This window comes from Klebsiella terrigena, assembly GCF_006539725.1.
Taxonomy (GTDB): domain Bacteria; phylum Pseudomonadota; class Gammaproteobacteria; order Enterobacterales; family Enterobacteriaceae; genus Klebsiella; species Klebsiella terrigena.
The window spans coordinates 40,807-58,284 of the sequence record NZ_BJNO01000009.1; the positions used below are offsets into that span (position 1 = coordinate 40,807).

The 17,478-nt window shown below is 61.2% G+C and carries 13 protein-coding genes; 4 read left to right on the forward strand and 9 right to left on the reverse strand.

The features are described from left to right. Positions 1–8 precede the first annotated feature (8 nt). From RTE01_RS12265 to RTE01_RS12280, 4 genes are all read left to right on the forward strand, one after another. The gene (locus RTE01_RS12265) at positions 9–833 is read left to right on the forward strand and encodes a phosphodiesterase (protein ID WP_134525173.1); all 825 of its coding nucleotides are present in this window, start codon (positions 9–11) and stop codon (positions 831–833) included. Between the two features lie 5 nt (positions 834–838). Further along, positions 839–1,924 carry an ABC transporter ATP-binding protein gene (locus RTE01_RS12270; RefSeq protein WP_134525172.1) on the forward strand — a complete coding sequence of 362 codons (1,086 nt, stop codon included), beginning with the start codon at positions 839–841 and terminating at the stop codon, positions 1,922–1,924. A gap of 2 nt (positions 1,925–1,926) precedes the next feature. Further along, a complete protein-coding gene (locus RTE01_RS12275) occupies positions 1,927–3,231 on the forward strand; it encodes an ABC transporter substrate-binding protein (protein WP_134525171.1) in 1,305 nt (434 codons plus the stop codon). A 132-nt stretch (positions 3,232–3,363) separates the two neighbouring features. Further along, entirely contained in the window at positions 3,364–4,122 is a 759-nt protein-coding gene (locus RTE01_RS12280; RefSeq protein WP_134525170.1) for an IclR family transcriptional regulator, read from the forward strand. A 4-nt stretch (positions 4,123–4,126) separates the two neighbouring features. On the opposite strand, the gene RTE01_RS12285 is transcribed toward RTE01_RS12280, so the two are convergent. The 9 genes from RTE01_RS12285 to iolD all read right to left on the reverse strand — a co-directional run bounded on the left by RTE01_RS12285 (position 4,127) and on the right by iolD (position 17,256). Further along, positions 4,127–5,746 carry a glycoside hydrolase family 43 protein gene (locus RTE01_RS12285; RefSeq protein ID WP_134525169.1) on the reverse strand — a complete coding sequence of 540 codons (1,620 nt, stop codon included), beginning with the start codon at positions 5,744–5,746 and terminating at the stop codon, positions 4,127–4,129. A gap of 12 nt (positions 5,747–5,758) precedes the next feature. Then, entirely contained in the window at positions 5,759–7,138 is a 1,380-nt protein-coding gene (locus tag RTE01_RS12290) for a glycoside-pentoside-hexuronide (GPH):cation symporter (protein WP_141335058.1), read from the reverse strand. Between the two features lie 358 nt (positions 7,139–7,496). Next, positions 7,497–9,464: a YjhG/YagF family D-xylonate dehydratase gene (locus RTE01_RS12295; RefSeq protein WP_134525168.1), complete on the reverse strand. Its 1,968-nt coding sequence runs from the start codon at positions 9,462–9,464 to the stop codon at positions 7,497–7,499. A gap of 14 nt (positions 9,465–9,478) precedes the next feature. After that, positions 9,479–10,387: a dihydrodipicolinate synthase family protein gene (locus tag RTE01_RS12300; protein ID WP_134525167.1), complete on the reverse strand. Its 909-nt coding sequence runs from the start codon at positions 10,385–10,387 to the stop codon at positions 9,479–9,481. A 374-nt stretch (positions 10,388–10,761) separates the two neighbouring features. After that, positions 10,762–12,255: a sugar porter family MFS transporter gene (locus RTE01_RS12305; RefSeq protein ID WP_041143806.1), complete on the reverse strand. Its 1,494-nt coding sequence runs from the start codon at positions 12,253–12,255 to the stop codon at positions 10,762–10,764. Between the two features lie 148 nt (positions 12,256–12,403). Beyond that, complete coding sequence (iolE, locus tag RTE01_RS12310) at positions 12,404–13,303, reverse strand: myo-inosose-2 dehydratase (protein ID WP_123552816.1); 900 nt, start codon at positions 13,301–13,303, stop codon at positions 12,404–12,406. Between the two features lie 23 nt (positions 13,304–13,326). Further along, the gene (locus tag RTE01_RS12315; RefSeq protein ID WP_115193703.1) at positions 13,327–14,211 is read right to left on the reverse strand and encodes a sugar phosphate isomerase/epimerase family protein; all 885 of its coding nucleotides are present in this window, start codon (positions 14,209–14,211) and stop codon (positions 13,327–13,329) included. Between the two features lie 42 nt (positions 14,212–14,253). Next, positions 14,254–15,267 carry a Gfo/Idh/MocA family protein gene (locus tag RTE01_RS12320; protein WP_076946977.1) on the reverse strand — a complete coding sequence of 338 codons (1,014 nt, stop codon included), beginning with the start codon at positions 15,265–15,267 and terminating at the stop codon, positions 14,254–14,256. A gap of 48 nt (positions 15,268–15,315) precedes the next feature. Next, on the reverse strand, positions 15,316–17,256 hold the full coding sequence (gene iolD / locus RTE01_RS12325; RefSeq protein ID WP_134525166.1) for a 3D-(3,5/4)-trihydroxycyclohexane-1,2-dione acylhydrolase (decyclizing): 1,941 nt from the start codon (positions 17,254–17,256) through the stop codon (positions 15,316–15,318). Positions 17,257–17,478: the final 222 nt, after the last annotated feature.

Consider the following 17,478-nt stretch of genomic DNA (forward strand, 5'->3'; position numbering starts at 1 on the left):
AGTTATTGATGCTGTTAGCGCAAATTTCCGATACCCACTTCCGCAGCCACGGCCAGAAGCTGTACGGTTTTATCGACGTTAATGCCGCCAACGCCGACGTGGTTTCCCAGCTCAACGCCCTGCAGGAGCGTCCGGACGCGGTGGTGATCAGCGGCGATATCGTCAACTGCGGTCGCCCGGAGGAGTACGAGGCGGCCCGCCAGATCCTCAGCGGCCTGAACTATCCGCTGTATCTCATTCCCGGCAACCACGACGACAAAGCGCTGTTTCTCGAATACCTGCATCCGCTGTGCCCGCAGCTCGGCAGCGACCCGCAGAACATGCGCTACGCGGTGGACGATTTTGCCACCCGCCTGCTGTTTATCGACTCCAGCCGCGACGGCACCTCCAGCGGCTGGCTGACCGATGAAACCATTAAATGGCTGGAAGCCCAGCTGTTCGACGGCGGCGACAAGCCGGCGACGGTGTTTATGCACCATCCACCGCTGCCGCTGGGTAACGCCCAGATGGACCCCATCGCCTGTGAAAACGGCTATCGCCTGCTGGCGCTGGTGGAGCGCTTCCCGTCGCTGACGCGCATTTTCTGCGGCCATAACCATAGCCTGACGATGACCCAGCACCGCCAGGCGATTATCTCCACCGTGCCGGGAACCGTCCATCAGGTGCCCTATTTCCACGAAGATACCCGCCCGTACTACGACCTGTCGCCGGCCTCCTGCCTGATGCATCGCCAGGTGGGCGAGCAGTGGGTGAGCTACCAGCACTCGCTGGCGCACTATGCCGGGCCGTGGCTGTATGACGAAAACATCAGCTGCCCGACGCAAGAGCGCTAATCACGATGCTGAGTCTGCAAAATATCACCAAACGCTTCGACGGCAAGCCGGCCCTCAGTGCCCTGTCGCTGGATATTCACGAAGGCGAGTTCGTGGTGCTGGTCGGCCCCTCCGGCTGCGGCAAAAGCACCCTGCTGCGCCTGCTGGCCGGGCTCGATCGGGTCAGCGACGGTGAAATCTGGCTCCACGAGCAGAACATCACCGATATGTCGCCGCGCGAGCGCAACTTCGCGATGATCTTCCAGAACTACGCCCTGTTTCCGCATCTGTCGGTGCGCGACAACATCACCTTCGGCATGAAGGTGCGTAAAGAGGAGAAGGCCAGCTGGCAGCCGCGGGTGGATAACGTCGCGCAGATGCTGCAGCTGGACGCCCTGCTGGATCGCAAGCCGGCGAAGCTCTCCGGCGGCCAGCGCCAGCGGGTGGCGATGGCCCGCGCCATCGTGCGCAATCCGCGCCTGTTCCTGATGGATGAGCCGCTCTCCAACCTCGACGCCCGCCTGCGCAGCGAGGTGCGCGACAGCATTATGAACCTCCACCAGCAGCTGAAAACCAGCACCGTGTACGTCACCCACGACCAGACCGAGGCGATGTCGATGGCCGACCGCATTGTGGTGATGAACGCCGGCCACGTGCAGCAGGTCGGGCGCCCGGAGCACCTCTACGCCCACCCGGCCAACCTCTTCGTCGCCGGGTTTATCGGCTCTCCGGCGATGAACCTGCTGTCGCTGCCCTGCGCCGACGGCGAGGTGCGGCTCGGCGAGCTGCGCCATCCGCTGCCGCCGGGCTATCGCGACGAGTCCCGCGTCTGGCTAGGCCTTCGCCCGGAACACATCAGCGATCGCGTGGAGGAGGGCCACCTGCGCCTCTGTGCCACCGTCCTGCAACGAGAGCTGATGGGGGCCGATTACCTGCTCCACGTCAGCACCCCCATCGGCACCCTGCGCTTTAGCCGCCGCCATCGCGGCGCGGTGCCGGAGAAAGGCGATTCGCTGATCCTCGGCTTCTCGCCCGGGGATATTCATCTTTTTCATGCTGAGAAACAGCATAATTTAGCGCCCGCTCATCAGGCGCTTACTCCAGGAGATTGACCATGCTTAAAACTCTGACAGCGGTCGGGCTGTCGCTCGCGCTAAGCGGCGCAGCGCTGGCGAAAGAGAAGATCGATTTCATGTTTCCGGCGCCGGTAGACGGCAAGCTGACCATGGAGATGACCCGCGTCATCAAGGCCTTTAACGACTCGCAGCAGGACGTCGAAGTGCGCGGGGTCTTTACCGGCAACTACGACACCACCAAGATCAAAGCCGAGTCGGCGCAGAAGGCCGGGCAGCCGCCGGCGCTGGTGATCATGTCCGCCAACTTCACCACCGACCTCGCGCTCAAGGATGAGATCCTGCCGATGGACGAGCTGTTCAAATACGGCGACCAGAAGGCCGGAGATTTCCTGGTCAAAGAGTTCTGGCCGGCGATGCACAAAAACGCCCAGGTGATGGGCACCACTTACGCCATTCCGTTCCATAACTCGACGCCGATCCTCTACTACAACAAAACCCTGTTCGAGCAGGCCGGGATCAAGCAGCCGCCGCAGACCTGGGCCGAACTGCTGGCGGATGCCAAAAAGCTGACCGACGAGAGCAAAGGCCAGTGGGGCATTATGCTGCCGTCCACCAACGACGACTACGGCGGCTGGATCTTCTCGGCGCTGGTGCGCGCCAACGGCGGGAAGTACTTTAACGAAGACTATCCTGGCGAAGTCTATTACAACGCCCCGACCACCATCGGCGCCCTGCGCTTCTGGCAGAACCTGGTCTATCAGGACAAGGTGATGCCCTCCGGCGTGCTGAACTCGAAGCAGATCAGCGCGTCGTTCTTCTCCGGCAAGCTCGGGATGGCGATGCTGAGCACCGGCGCGCTGGGCTTTATGCGCGAGAACAGCAAAGACTTCGAGCTCGGCGTGGCGATGCTGCCGGCCAAAGAGCAGCGCGCGGTACCGATAGGCGGCGCCAGCCTGGTGAGCTTTAAAGGCATTTCCGACGCGCAGAAAAAGGCGGCCTACCAGTTCCTCACTTACCTCGTCAGCCCGCAGGTCAACGGCGAGTGGAGCCGCTTCACCGGCTACTTCTCCCCGCGTAAAGCGGCCTACGATACGCCGGAAATGAAGGCCTATCTGCAGCAGGACCCGCGCGCGGCCATCGCCCTGGAGCAGTTGAAATACGCCCATCCGTGGTACTCCACCTGGGAGACCGTCGCGGTACGCAAGGCGATGGAGAACCAGCTGGCGGCGGTGGTCAACGATGCGAAGGTCACCCCGGAAGCGGCGGTCGAGGCCGCGCAGAAAGAGGCCGATGCCCTGATGAAGCCCTACGTGGATAAAACCGCGCTCGCCGAGATAAAGTAAACCCCCGCCTCGTCGCCCGCCCGGTCGCACCGCGCCGAGCGGGGCGACGAGGAGTTTTCACCCCAGCCGTTTGATTTTTCAGCGTAAAAAAGGTACTTTTTCACCCTCTCCCCGCGCGAATGGTCGTACATAATGCCTATTATTCAGTCTGTTGAACGTGCCTTGACGATCCTCGATCTGTTTAACGACCAGGCGAAGGAGCTCAAAATCACCGACATCAGCAAGCAAATGGGCCTGAGCAAAAGCACGCTCCATTCGCTGCTCAAAACCCTGCAGCTGCACGGCTATATCGATCAGAACCCGGAAAACGGCAAATACCGCCTCGGCATGAAGCTGGTGGAGCGCGGCCACTTTGTGGTGGGCTCAATGGATATCCGCCAGAAGGCGAAGGGCTGGCTGACGGAGCTCTCGCAGCATACCGGGCAGACCACCCATCTCGGTATTCTCGACGGCCGCGAAGGCGTCTATATAGAGAAGATCGAAGGCCGGCTCGCCGCCATCGCCTACTCGCGCATTGGCCGCCGCCTGCCGGTGCACGCCACCGCCATCGGCAAGGTGCTGATTGCCTGGCTGAGCGACGCCGAGCGGGATCCCCTGCTCGATGGCTATCACTACACCGCCTTCACGCCCGCGACCATCACCTCCCGCGAGGCGCTGCTGGATGTCCTGGCGCAAACCCGCGCCCGGGGCTACGCCCTGGACAGCGAAGAGAACGAGCAGGGCGTGCGCTGCGTGGCGGTACCGGTGTGGAATCATGAATCGCGGGTGATTGCCGCCCTGAGTCTCTCCACCCTTACCTCACGGGTGGATGACGACGAGCTCACCCGCTACCGGCTGCAGCTGGAAGAGGCCGGGCACCAGCTGTCAAAAGCGCTGGGCTACCCGGCCTGATGGCCTACGCCTCTACCGGCAGGTAGCGGAAGTAGTCAAAATCAGCGTAGCAGCCGTCGCCGCTGATGTCCTCGCAGTGCAGGCCGACGAACGCCCCGGTAAAGAACCCGCGGCCGCCGATATAGTCGTCCGACAGCTTCCACGCCGCATAGTCGACAGGCACCTGGTGCCAGTTCTCGCCGTCAAACGAATAGCTATAGCGGTACACCAGGTGGTCGACGTCCACCCGCAGCCACACGCTCTGCGCCTCGTCCGGCACCGGGATCGGCTGCTCGTGCAGCGGCCAGGAAGGCACGTTGTGGTCGAGCTGCAGCACCTTCAGCGTTCTGCCCCGCCCCTCTTCGAAGTCGACAAAACAGTAGCTCCAGTTTTTGGTGTTGTAATAGCAGGTTAAACCGGCGCTCTGCTGGAAGTTCTCCGGCGCAAACTCCATCCGCGTTTCGGCGCGGAAGGCAAAGTGCTGCCAGCGCCGCGCCACGGTGGACTGGGTAAAGGTGGAGTTAAGCGAATCGTTGCCGTACAGGCGCAGATAGCCCGGCCGGGCGCTGAGGGAGCCGAGCGTCTCATCGAAGGGAATGCGCAGGGTTTGCAGCTCCGGGTCGAGGGCCGCGCCGTCGAACTCGTCGCACCACGCCGGCTCTGTCGCCGCTTTGCTTTCCGTCATCTGCGGGCCGGGCACCGTCAGCGCCGCGTGCTTGCCGCCCTCAATGACCGGCCAGCCGTCGCGCCAGGCGACGGGCGTAATGCCGGTTTCACGCCCCAGCGAGCAGTAGCCGCGCCCGCCGGACGCCAGCAGCGGCACGCCGGGCAGGCGCTGCGGGCGGCTGACGAGGTACGCCATATACCACTCGCCGGTATGCGTCTCCAGCAGCGAACCGTGGCCGCTTTTCTGCAGCGGGTTCTCCGGCAGGTGCCAGCTGCTCATCAGCGTCACCTCAGGAGAGAGCTCGTAGGGTCCGTCGATATTTTTCGCCCGCAGCACCACCACCGCGTGCTCGTAGCTGGTGCCGCCCTCCGCCACCAGCAGGTAGTACCAGCCCTCTTTGCGGTACAGGTGCGCCCCTTCGGTATAGCGCAGGTCGGTGCCGGTAAACAGGGTTTTGCGCGTCGGCGACAGGGTTTGCGTCTGCGGGAAGTACTCCTGCATGACGATGGTACAGTGCGGATCGCTGTGGTGGCGCGGCCCCCACGGGCGATAGATGTAGTATTTGCGGCCGTCGCTATCGTGAAACAGCGACGGATCAAACCCGCCGTTGCCCATCGCAATCGGCTCGCTCCACGGGCCTTCGACGGACGGAGCGGTCACCAGATAGTTACGGCCGTTTTTCCAAGGCGAATCAACGATCTTCACATCGGTATACAGCAGCCAGAACAGGCCGTCGGCGTAGCTCAGGCACGGCGCCCAGATACCGCCAGAGTCAGGGTTGCCTTTCATATCCAGCATCGACACGCGGTCCAGCGGCGTACTGACCAGCGACCAGTTTTTCAAATCCCGCGAGTGGTAAATGCGCACGCCCGGAAACCACTCAAAGGTGGACGTCGCGATGTAGTAATCCTCGCCCTGCCGGCACAGCGACGGGTCGGGGTTGAAGCCGGTCAAAATCGGGTTAGTAATCGTATACATATTGTCTCCCTCTTAATTGGATGCGGCGGCCGCGGCGCCGGGAACGTCTTCACTCTGCGCCGCGCGATGCTTAAGCAGCTGCTGGCTGATGGCCTCAACGCGCTCATCGCTCAGCTTGTAAAGTGAGAGCATGATGAACATGCCGACGTAGAGCACCACCGGCACCACGCAGAACAGGATTTTAATGGTGGTGAGCACCTCCACCGGCTGCACGCTGCTGCTGGCGGAGTAGTTCACAAAGGCGAGAACCCAGCCCACCACCGCGCCGCCGATCGCCAGGCCAATCTTCAGGCTGAACAGATAGGTGGAGAACACCAGGCCGTCGAGGCGGCGGCCGCTGCGGCTCTCTTCGTAATCCACCACGTCGGAGGCCATCAGCCACTGCAGCGGCGTGGTGGTGTTAAAGATGAACAGGAAAACGATGTTGAGCGCGAAAATCAGCGCAATATGTTCGGCAGGGATAAAGAACAGCAGCAGGCTTAACAGCGAATAGACGACGATAATTCCTTTGAAGGCCTTCACCCGATCGAAGCGCCCCAGCAGGCGCGACGAGGCCAGCGAGCCGAACATGGTGGCGATGCTGCCGTACAGCAGAAACTGCATCGCCATCTCCGGGTGATCCATTACGTATTTGACGAAGTAGAGCGTCGCCCCGCCGCGCACCACGTTGGAACAGGTCGCCATCATTTTGAAGGTGCACATGATCCGCCACTGGGTATTGCCGAACAGCAGCCGGAGATCTTTCATCACCGAGGCGCCCGGCTGTACCTCAAAGGTGTAGCGCTCTTTGGTGGTAAAGAAGCAGACGTACAGCAGCACCACGCCGGTCAGCCCCAGCACGCACATCGCGCCAAAGTAGCCCACCTGCTCGTTGCCCTTGCCGATGATCCCCACCAGCGGCAGCGCGATACCGCTGATCGCCAGCGATCCGGCGGCAGCAAGGAAAAAGCGCCACGACTGCAGCGTGTGGCGCTCTTTCGGATCGGCGGTGATCACCCCCGGCATCGCGCAGTAGGGCACGTTGACGAAGGTGTACACCAGCGTCAGCAGGATATAGGTGATGCTGGCATAGATGATTTTACCCTGCGCGGAGAAGTCCGGCGTGTAGAAGGTCAGCATGCAGACGAGGCCAAACGGGATCGCCCCCCACAGCAGGAACGGGCGGAACTGACCGTGGCGGGTACGGGTGCGATCCACCAGCAGCCCCATCAGCGGATCGGTGACGGCATCCAGCACGCGCGAAACTAAAAACAGCGTGCCCATCACCCCGGCGGAGAGCCCAAAGACGTCGGTATAGAAATAGGCCAGCAGGAACATCGTTGCCTGCCAGACAAAGCCGCAGGCGGTATCACCCAGCCCGTAGCCAATTTTATCTTTCATGGTTAATTGCATATTTATCCCCAACCCCAAAGAGTGGAATGATGCAAACGTCAGGGGCCTGAAGAGGGCAAAAAAATACCCGCTGCGTCGTCAGGAAAACACCCGTGATGCGTGTGCCTAATTCACGTTTTCGTGTTAACAGAGTGTAATAAACTGCTCGTTTTTACGGCAATGACCATTTTTAATTTATGAATTATGTTTTTTGGTTTTTGTGATTGCGGTCGGTATAAAGAGAAAACTGAAAAAATATTTTTAGCTTTTATTTTTAATGGCTTATTAAATAATAAAACCCTCTAAAAATAACCTTTTTAGGCCAATGAAAATTCGCCCGCGGAATATATTCCGCAGGCTAAAATTAACGCTTAATTATTTATAAGCCGAGGGCTTTTTTACCGGCGTTAATAACCTCAATAATTTTATCGGTATCATAAATACAGCCTTTCCAGGTGCCGCCGCTCACCGACTGCAGCGCGGCCCAGAGGCGCGTATCGTCCGGTAAAAAATCGTGAGGGTGCAGATCCGGATGCGGCGCTCTCGCCGCCAGCGCCAGGGCGCCCTCTTCCGGCGTCAGGCGCGCCTCCGCCGTGCCGATAAAGTTCACGCTGCCGGTCAGGGCCAGGCGGTCAACCACGATCTCGATAATGTCGTTATCGCGCAGCCTGCCGATGGGCCCGCCCGCCAGCGCCTCGGGCGCGACGTGGCCAAAACAGGCGCCGGTCGAGACGCCGGAGAAGCGCGCGTCGGTGATCAGCGAAACCGTTTTGCCCCACGACACGTGCTTCAGCGCCGAGGTGAGCTGGTAGGTCTCCTCCATGCCGGTGCCGGACGGCCCGCCGCCGATCACCACCATGATATCGCCCCGCTCAATCTCGCCGTTTTTAATCGCCCCGATCGCCCGCGCCTCCGAGACAAATACCCGCGCCCGGCCGGTGTGGCGATACACGCCGTCGTCGCCCACCACCGACGGGTCGATGGCCGTGGCTTTGACGACCGACCCTTCCGGCGCGATGTTGCCCACCGGGAAGGCCACCGTCGAGGTGAGCCCTTTCGCCCTGGCGCGCTCCGGCGGCAGGATCACGTCATCCGGATCGACGCCGTCCTGCTCCAGCAGGCACTGGCGGAACTTCTGCCGACGCTCAGAGACCTGCCACCAGTCGAGGTTTTCCCCGACCGTCTGGCCCGTGACCGTCATGGCGTCCAGGTGCAGCAGGCCAAGATCGCGCAGGTGCAGCATGACTTCCGGCACGCCGCCGGCGAGGAACGCGCGCACCGTCGGATGATAGTCCGGGCCGTTGGGCAGCACGCTGACCAGCCGCGGGACCTTGCGGTTGATCCGCGTCCAGTGGTCAACGTCGGGAATGGTGCAGCCCGCCGCGTGGGCAATGGCCGGAATATGCAGCAGCAGGTTGGTCGAGCCGCCAAACGCAGCGTGGAGCACCATCGCATTTTCGATAGCCTTATCGGTCAGGATATCGCGGGTGGTAATGCCGCGATTATCCAGCTCGCTCACCGCCCTTGCCGACTGGCGGGAGATCTCCAGCCACACGTCCTGCCCGGACGGGGCCAGCGCCGAATGCGGCAGCGCCATGCCCAGCGCCTCCGCCACCACCTGCGAGGTGCCGGCGGTACCTAAAAACTGGCAGCCACCGCCCGGCGACGCGCAGGCGCGGCAGCCGAGTTCCGCCGCTTCCTGCAGCGACAGCTCGTGGTTGGCGTAGCGCGCGCCGATGGTCTGTACCTTTCCGGCATCCTCGCCAAAGGTTGGCGGCAGCGTCGCCCCGCCGGGTACGAGGATCGTCGGCAGATTATGCATCGCCGCCAGGGCGATCATCGTTGCCGGCAGCCCCTTGTCGCAGGTGGCGACGCCGATCACCGCCCGCCGGGTAGGCAGGGAGCGGATCAGGCGGCGAAACACGATCGCCGCGTCGTTGCGGTACGGCAGGGAGTCGAACATCCCGTGGGTGCCCTGGGAGCGCCCGTCGCACGGATCGCTGACGAAGGCGGCGAAGGGAATGCCGCCGTTGCGGGTGATCTCCTTTGCCGCCGCCTGCATCTGCAGGCCAATCTCCCAGTGCCCGGTATGGTAGCCCAGCGCGATCGGCCGACCGTCGCCGGCGCGAATGCCGCCCTGGGTGCCGACGATCAGCACCTCTTTGCCCGTCAGCTTGTTGGCGTCCCAGCCCATGCCGGCGTTCTGCGTCATGCCGAACAGGTTGCCGCTCGGCGACTCCATCAGCATCTGCGGCGTCAGCGGCAGCGCGCCCTGAGGGCCAGCAGCGTGGGTGGTGACCGCATAGAATGCATCGTCCTGCGGGGTGAAAATCTTGTCGATGGTCATCGTCTTTTTCCGTATCAGCAGAGCTTGAGCCGTTGCAGCAGCGCTTTGAGCTGCGCCTTGCCCGCCTCATTCAGCGGCGAGGCCGGCGGCAGCACGTGCGTTGACAGCGGCCGGCCGCACAGGACCGTCGCCTCTTTAATGACGTTCACGAACGGCGTATCGAGCTGGTAGATCTGCGGGATTTGCAGCAGCGTCTGATGATAGTGCGCCGCCTGCGCCAGGTCGCCGTCGCGGAAGGCCTGCAGCAGCTTAACCGACAGCTGCGGCGCAAAGTTAGCGCTGGCCGAGATCGCCCCGTCACCGCCCAGCAGCAGCGTATTGAACAGGTGATCGTCGTAGCCGCAGAGCACCGAGAAGTTCGGGTGCGCCGCCTTTACGGTCAGGATCATGCTGCGCAGATGGGCTACGGAGTCGATGGTGTCCTTGATGCCGATGATATTGCTGCGCGAATCCGCCAGGGTTTTGACCAGCGCTGGCGTCAGGTCCTGGCCGCTGAGCGCCGGGAAGTTATAGAGAATAACCGGCAGCGTCACGCAGTCCGCCACCTGCTGGTAGTAGCGGATCAGGTTCTGTTCCGACACTTTCCAGTAGTAGGGGTTAATCACCACAATGCCGTCAGCCCCTTCCGCCTGCGCATGCTGGCTGAGCGCTATGGTCTCCCGCGCGTTGGTGCCGCCGGTGCCAATCAGAACCGGCACCCGCCGATCGACGTGGCCGATAGCGAATGCCGCAACCGCTTTACGCTCTTCGGTGCCGAGCTGCGAGAACTCCCCGCCGCTGCCGAGGAAGAACAGGCCGTCAACGCCCGCGGCGATCGTATCGTCGATAAGCGCCGCGAAGCCCGGCTTATCAAGCTGGCCGTCGGCGGTAAAGATGGTGGAAACAGGCGGAATAATCCCCGAGAACTGCACGGTCTGCTGCATGAGATCTCCTTGCTGAAGCATTGCTCGCTATTTTTGTTCTACATTGTAGAACAGCGTTCGTTTATTTAACGATCATACTATGCTGCCGGGAAAGGGAAGGTAAATGGGGTTGCGGACGTAAGTGCCGGTTTTTCAGGCTGGATCACATAATGCTGCAACGGCGCTGATCTATCGCCCCGGTCAGCGCAGCGGAGGCGGAGAAAATCCTCAATACGCGGCAAACTCTGCTTTCATCAGGCGCAATACGGGCGGGGAAAATGCCGAAGATAGCGCGCGGCGCCGGTGCGGACTACAGGATCGCGGGGCTGCAGGAGAGCGGGCCCGTCTCCCCGCCAGGCGCCGGGCCTGGCGGGATTCGTTGGATTAACGCTGGCTTAGGCCTTATCCGCCTGGGATTCGGCCCACACCTTACGCGCGGCCTTGCGCTCTTCGCTGGTATCAAGCCGGTCCTGCAGATAGTGCTCAATCTGCTCGAGGCTGCGGTTGCGGGTTTCCGGCACGCATTTAATGACGAACAGCGCGCCAAACACGCCGATCCCGGCGAAGATAAAGAAGGTTCCGGAGAGGCCAATCCACGACAGCAGGATCGGGAAGAAGAGCGAAATCATGAAGTTGGCGATCCACATTGAGAACACCGCCCCGCCCATAAAGATCCCGCGCAGGCGGGTGGGGAAGATCTCCGACAGCAGCAGCCAGGTCACCGGCGACAGCGCGCCCTGCTGGAAGCTGAGGAACAGCAGCATGCCCACCAGCACCATATAGGCCCGCAGCGCGTCCGGCTGGCCGTTGACGGTTTCCGGCAGCAAATAGCTCACCGCGCCGATAAACACCAGGCAGGCGGTACAGCCAAACTGGCCGATCATGGTCATCGTCCGGCGGCCAATTTTACCCAGCATCCAGATGCCGACAAAGGTCATCAATACCGACACCACCCCGTTGGCAATGGTGGCAAACAGCGCGGCGTTATCGCTCATCCCCACCGACGTCAGCACCGTTGGCGCGTAGTACATAATGGTATTTACGCCGGTAAGCTGCTGAATAACGGCAATACCGATACCAATCATAAACAGCTTAAACAGCCACGGAGTCATAATTTCGCGGAACCGCGGCTTGCCGAGACTGCGCTGCTCATCGAGCGTTTCGCTGATCTCCATCAGCTCCCACTCGACGTCCTCTTTGCGGCGAGTGCGCTCCAGAACCCGACGCGCTTCCGCCAGGCGCCCCTTCATCGCGTACCAGCGCGGCGAATCCGGCATAAACATCATGCCAAACCACAGCAGCACGGCGGGCAGCGTGGCGACCGCCAGCATCCAGCGCCAGGTACTCTCCCCGCCCCATACGGCGTGGAAGCCAGCGTTCGAGATATAGGCCAGCAGCTGGCCCGATACAATCATTAGCTCCTGCAGCGTCACCAGCTGCCCGCGCTTGTTCGCCGGCGCCATTTCGGCGATATAGACCGGCACGGTTGCCGCCGCGCCGCCAACCGCCACGCCGAGTACCAGGCGAAAGAAAATCATCCAGTTAACGTCGGGCGCCAGCGCGGTACCGATGGCGCCAATGGCGAAGATAACCGCCAGCCAGAGGATGATTTTCTTTCTACCCGCCGCGCTGGCCATATAGCCGGAAAGCAGCGCGCCGAACGCGGCACCGAACAGCAGCGAGCTGGTCACCAGGCCGGTGGTGAACGGGGTGAGATGCAGCTCATTGCCCATAAACAGCAATGCGCCGGAGATAACGCCGGTATCGTAGCCGAACAGCAAACCGCCGAGCGTTGCTATCAGCGCAACGACTTTCACAAACGGCGTGGTCGGGGCGTCGCTATTGGGCCCCGAGGCCCTGTTGAGGGTGAGATATTGTTCCTTTGACATAAAAGACTCCAGTAACCTGCCTTGTAGGGGGAGATCCGCTCTGGTCTGAATGCAGAGGCGATGGCCTCACTGACGTGTTTATTTGATTAGCGCACGGCGCCGGGAAAAAGCAGGCCACGCTGCTGCATGGCCTGAAGTGAAGCAACGATTAAATTCCTGCCGTTTCGCGAATATATTTCCGCGCCTTCAGCGCATATTCGAAGGGGTTGGCCAGCGCCGGATCCTGCTCGGCTTCCACTACCATCCAGCCCTTGTAGCCAAAATCATCCAGCAGCTTAAATACCGGACGAAAATCGATCGCGCCGTCGCCGGGCACGGTAAAGGTGCCCTTCTTCACGCCGTCGAGGAAGGAAAGCCCCTCGCGGCGCACCTGCTCAATCACCGCCGGTCGTACGTCCTTCAGGTGCACGTGGTTGATACGCGGCAGATATTTTTTGAGGATCGCCAGCATCGGCTCCGCGCCGCCTTCGGAGTACCAGGCATGGCCGGTGTCGTACAGCAGGAAGACGCCGTCATCCACCAGCGACATAAACTTATCGATCTCTGCCGTCGTTTGAACGCCGGTTCCCATGTGGTGGTGCAGGCAAACCTGCATCCCTTTTTCCGCGGCCAGGCGCCCCAGGGTGTTGTAGCCCTCGGCAACCCGCTGCCACTCCTCTTCGCTAAAGCACGGCTTGGCGTCGGCCAGGATCGGCTTGTCCAGCCCCTGGATGCTGCCGCTTTGCTCGGAGCAGCCGATCACCTTCGCCCCCATCGCATGGAGGAAATTCATATGGTTAACGAATTCATCAATGGTTTTTTCGCGCTGCCCGTCGGCAAAAAAGGTGCTAAACCAGGCGTTGCAGATCTGGATACCGCGGATCGCCAGCATCGGCTGCAGCACCGCCGGATCGCGGGGATATTTACTACCGACTTCGCTGCCGCTAAAGCCCGCCAGCGCCATTTCGCTGACGATCTGCTGGAAGGTGTTTTCGCTGCCCAGCTCCGGCATGTCGTCGTTAGTCCAGCCGATCGGGGCAATAGCCAGTTTGATATTATCTTTGTTCATTAGGTTGCTCCTGCCGCCGCGTCTTAACGACGCAGCAATTCACGTTCGATGAGTTCACGGGTTTCCACTGCCTGGTACTTCATCTTCTCCGGGTAGCCGAACAGGGAGGCGGCCACAATCGGCTCGCCGCCGACTTTGAACGTCCGTTCGGCAAATTTCATCTCGCGCAGCGTGCGGAACAGCGCGTTGAAATCTACGTCCCCTTCGCCGACGCCCACGTGCTGGTGCACGGCGGCATCAACGCCCGGCGGGTTAACGATGTAACGGCAGTGCCTGGTATGGTTGCGGGTATCGGCGATCAGCACGTGGGAGAGATCGTCGCCGGCGTAGCGCAGCATCTTCTCCACATCGCCTATCCCTTTGTCATAGAAGAAGGTGTGCGGCACGCTGTACACGTACTTCACGTTTTCACTGCGGAACGACTTCACGATATCGACGGTTTCGTTGTTCTCTTCGCAGAAGTCCCACGGATGGGCCTGGATCTCAACGCGAATACCTTCGCGCTCAAAGATCGGCAGCAGCTCCTCCATTGAGCGATAGAACATCTCTTCGCAAATTTCCGGCTGGTTAGGATCGCCCGAGAACTCGGTGTTGATCACCTGGACGCCCATCTCCACCGCGACTTCGATCAGCCGCTTCCAGTTTTTCACCGCCGCCTGGCGACGCGCTTCATCCGGACCCGACCAGCGATAGACGCAGATGAATGAAGAGAGCTCAACGCCGGTGTCGCGCAGCGCCTGCTTGTACTCGGCAATCACTTCGCGACCGGCGCGCGGGTGCTTATAAAACGGGTTAATCTGCGGATGCGGCGACTGCTCAATATAGCGGTAGCCCCACTCCGCGACCTGATGCACCATCCCGCTAATCCCGAGGTCTTTAATCACATCCACATCAAAGGCAATTTTCATCATCGAGTCCTGTTTGCAGAGGTTGCACAGACGCAGCCGCGCTTAGCGCTGATAGAAAGCCGGGCACTCCGGCAGCGCGACCGCGACTGGTCCGGTGCTTTCCTGCGCCTGCAGGCAGGCGTCGGCGGCGACAGAGGCGGCATAGCCATCCCACGCCGACGGGCCCTGCAGCCTGCCGGCCCGCACGTCGTTGATAAAGGCCTGCAGCTCGACGTCGTAGGCTTTGATAAAGCGATCTTTCCAGTCGGTGAGGATCGGCGTCGACAGATTGGCCGCTTTGCGCATCTGCACCGCCGAGGGTTCCGGCAGGCGCGCAATCCCGGTTTCACCCACCACTTCGCACTGAATGTCGTAGCCGTACTGGCAGTTGACGAAAACTTCGACGTCGATCAGGGCGCCTTTTTTGGTTTCAAACGAGACGATCTGCGGATCTCTCAGCCGGGCGTGGGTGTGGGAAGTGGCGCGCGGGAAGCGAACCTGCACCGAGCGATAGTCGTCGTTCAGCAGCCAGCGCAGCACGTCCAGCTCGTGGATCAGGGTGTTGGTGATCGCCATATCGGTGGTGTAGTTCTCGCCGACGCTCTGGTTGCGGTGCGCGCACTTCAGCATCAGCGGCGCGCCGATATCGCCGTCATCAATCACTTTTTTCAGCGCCAGGTAGCCTTCATCGTACGGACGCATAAAGCCGACCTGCACCAGCCTGCGGCCGGCTTTTATTTCGGCATCGACAATGCGGCGGCAGCCTTCGGCGCTCATCGCCAGCGGCTTTTCGCAGAATACCGGCTTGCCGGCGGCAATCGCCGCGAGGGTGTACTCTTCGTGGGTCGGGTCCCATGAGGTCACCAGAATAGCGTCAACGTCGCTGGCGTTAATCACGTCGTGACCGTCGGCGTAGACTTCGGCGTGAACGCCGGGCAGCGCAACCGCCGCCCGCGCGTTGTCGGCATTGATGTCCGAAACGGCCACCACCGTGGCCCCCTGTAATACCTGAGTGCAGCGACGGATATGCTCTTTACCAATGGCGCCTGCGCCAATAACGCCTAATCTGAGTGACATAATAGTGTTCTCCCGCGGTTCTGTAGGGTTCAGGGTGGGTGTTCTGTTTTAGTAATCCCGCGCCTCAGCGCGTTTTTCATTAATCTGCTCTGCGACTTTGCGGATCCGCTCGGACAGCGCCGTCTGGGCCACGCCGACGTTCCACCAGCTGCCGTACTTATGCACCATGGTTTTCGGCAGCACTTTAATATCAATCAGCGTGCTGACCGTTTCACGACGCGCGGCGTCCAGCGCATGGCGCAGTTCATCAAGGGTGGTGACGCGCCAGGTTTTGCAGCCGTAGCCCGCGGCGATGGTCGCGAAATCGACCGGCACCAGGCCGCCCTGCAGCCGCCCGCTCTCCGCCGAGCGGTAGCGGAACTCAGTGCCGAAGCTGTCCATACCGTGCTCGATCTGCAGGTTGTTAATACAGCCGTTGGCCATGTTATCGAGCAGCACGATGTTGATCTTCGCGCGCTCCTGTAAAGAGGTGACCAGCTCGGAGTGCAGCATCATGAATGAGCCGTCGCCCACCAGCGAATAGACCTCGCTTTGCGGCTGCGCCAGCTTCACGCCCAGCGCGGCATTCACCTCATAGCCCATGCAGGAGTAGCCGTACTCAACGTGATAGGTGTTGGTCCCCCGGTTGCGCCAGACGCGCTGCAGATCGCCGGGCAGGCTGCCCGCCGCCGCCACGATCACCGCATCGGAGGCCAGCGTTTCATTCAGCACGCCGAGCACGCTGCACTGCGTTAAGGTTGAATCCGTGATCTGGCGGAATTCGCGGTACACCACATCGCGATCCAGGCGATCGTCAATTTCCGGGACGAAGGACTCGTCCTGCCATACCGCCTGATAGACGCGCTGGGTCTCTTTCAGCTGGCGGCTCTGGACGCTGTCGATCTGCGCTCCCCATTCTGCCTGCCAGGATTCGCCCGCCAGGGCGTCGTCCAGCGCGGTGAGCGCTTCGCGGGCATCGGCCAGCAGCGGGATCCCGTCGAGCTTCCAGGCGTCAAAATTGCTGACGTTGACGTTAAGGAAGCGCACGCCGGGATGCTGGAAAAGCCATTTTGACGCGGTGGTGAAATCGCTGAAGCGGGTGCCGATACCGATCACTAAATCGGCCTCTTTCGCCAGCAGGTTGGCCGCCAGGCAGCCGGTTTCGCCCACCCCGCCAACGTTCAGCGGATGGGAGGAGACCACCGAGCCTTTCCCGGCCTGCGTTTCCGCAAAGGGGATGCCGTAGCGTTCGGCAAAGCGGGACAGCGCCTCGCCGGCACCGGCGTACTTCACCCCGCCGCCGCAGATAATCAGCGGCTTGCGGCTGGCCTTAATCGCCGCCAGCGCATCCGCCAGCTGCGCGGCGCTGGCCGGGCGACGGTCGAGCCGATGCACGCGTCGGGCAAAGAAAGAGAGCGGATAATCCCAGGCTTCGCCCTGAACGTCCTGCGGCAGACAGAGGGTCACGGCGCCGGTCTCAGCCGGGTCGGTCAGGACGCGCATCGCGTTAATGCAGGCGCTCATCAGCTGCTCCGGGCGCGTAATGCGGTCCCAGTATTTGCTCACCGCGCGAAACGCGTCGTTGGTGCTGATGCTCAGGTCATAGCTCTGTTCAACCTGCTGCAGGACGGGATCAGGCTGACGGGTCGCAAACACGTCGCCGGGCAGCAGAAGAAGAGGAATACGGTTGGCGGTCGCGGTGGCCGCGGCGGTAATCATGTTGGCGGCGCCCGGCCCCACGGAGGAGGTGCAGGCGATGATCTGCCGGCGCAGAGACTGTCTGGCAAAGCCGGTCGCCGCGTGCGCCATCCCCTGCTCGTTACGCCCCTGGAATACCCGCATTTCGCCGCTGTCCTGCTCCAGCGCCTGGCCCAGCCCCAGCACGTTGCCGTGGCCGAAGATGGCAAAAATACCTTTGACGAATTTATGCTCTTCGCCATCGACTTCCAGATACTGGTTATCAAGGAACTTCACCAGCGCCTGCGCCATTGTCAGTCTCAGTTTGCCCATGTTGCACAATCCTTATTGTTCAGTATTTGTGTGTGGGTTAGCGCTTTTGCCCCTGCGGCGATACCGGAAGAGGTCCAGACAAATCGTTAACGGCCACTGGAATACTGTTGGATTATAGGCAAACATTTTTTTCATTAAACATAAATACAGAAAAAACATTTCATTTTGCGAGAAGGATCAAACTCTCGGCGCATTTCACTCGTTTCATCGACATCGGCGCGC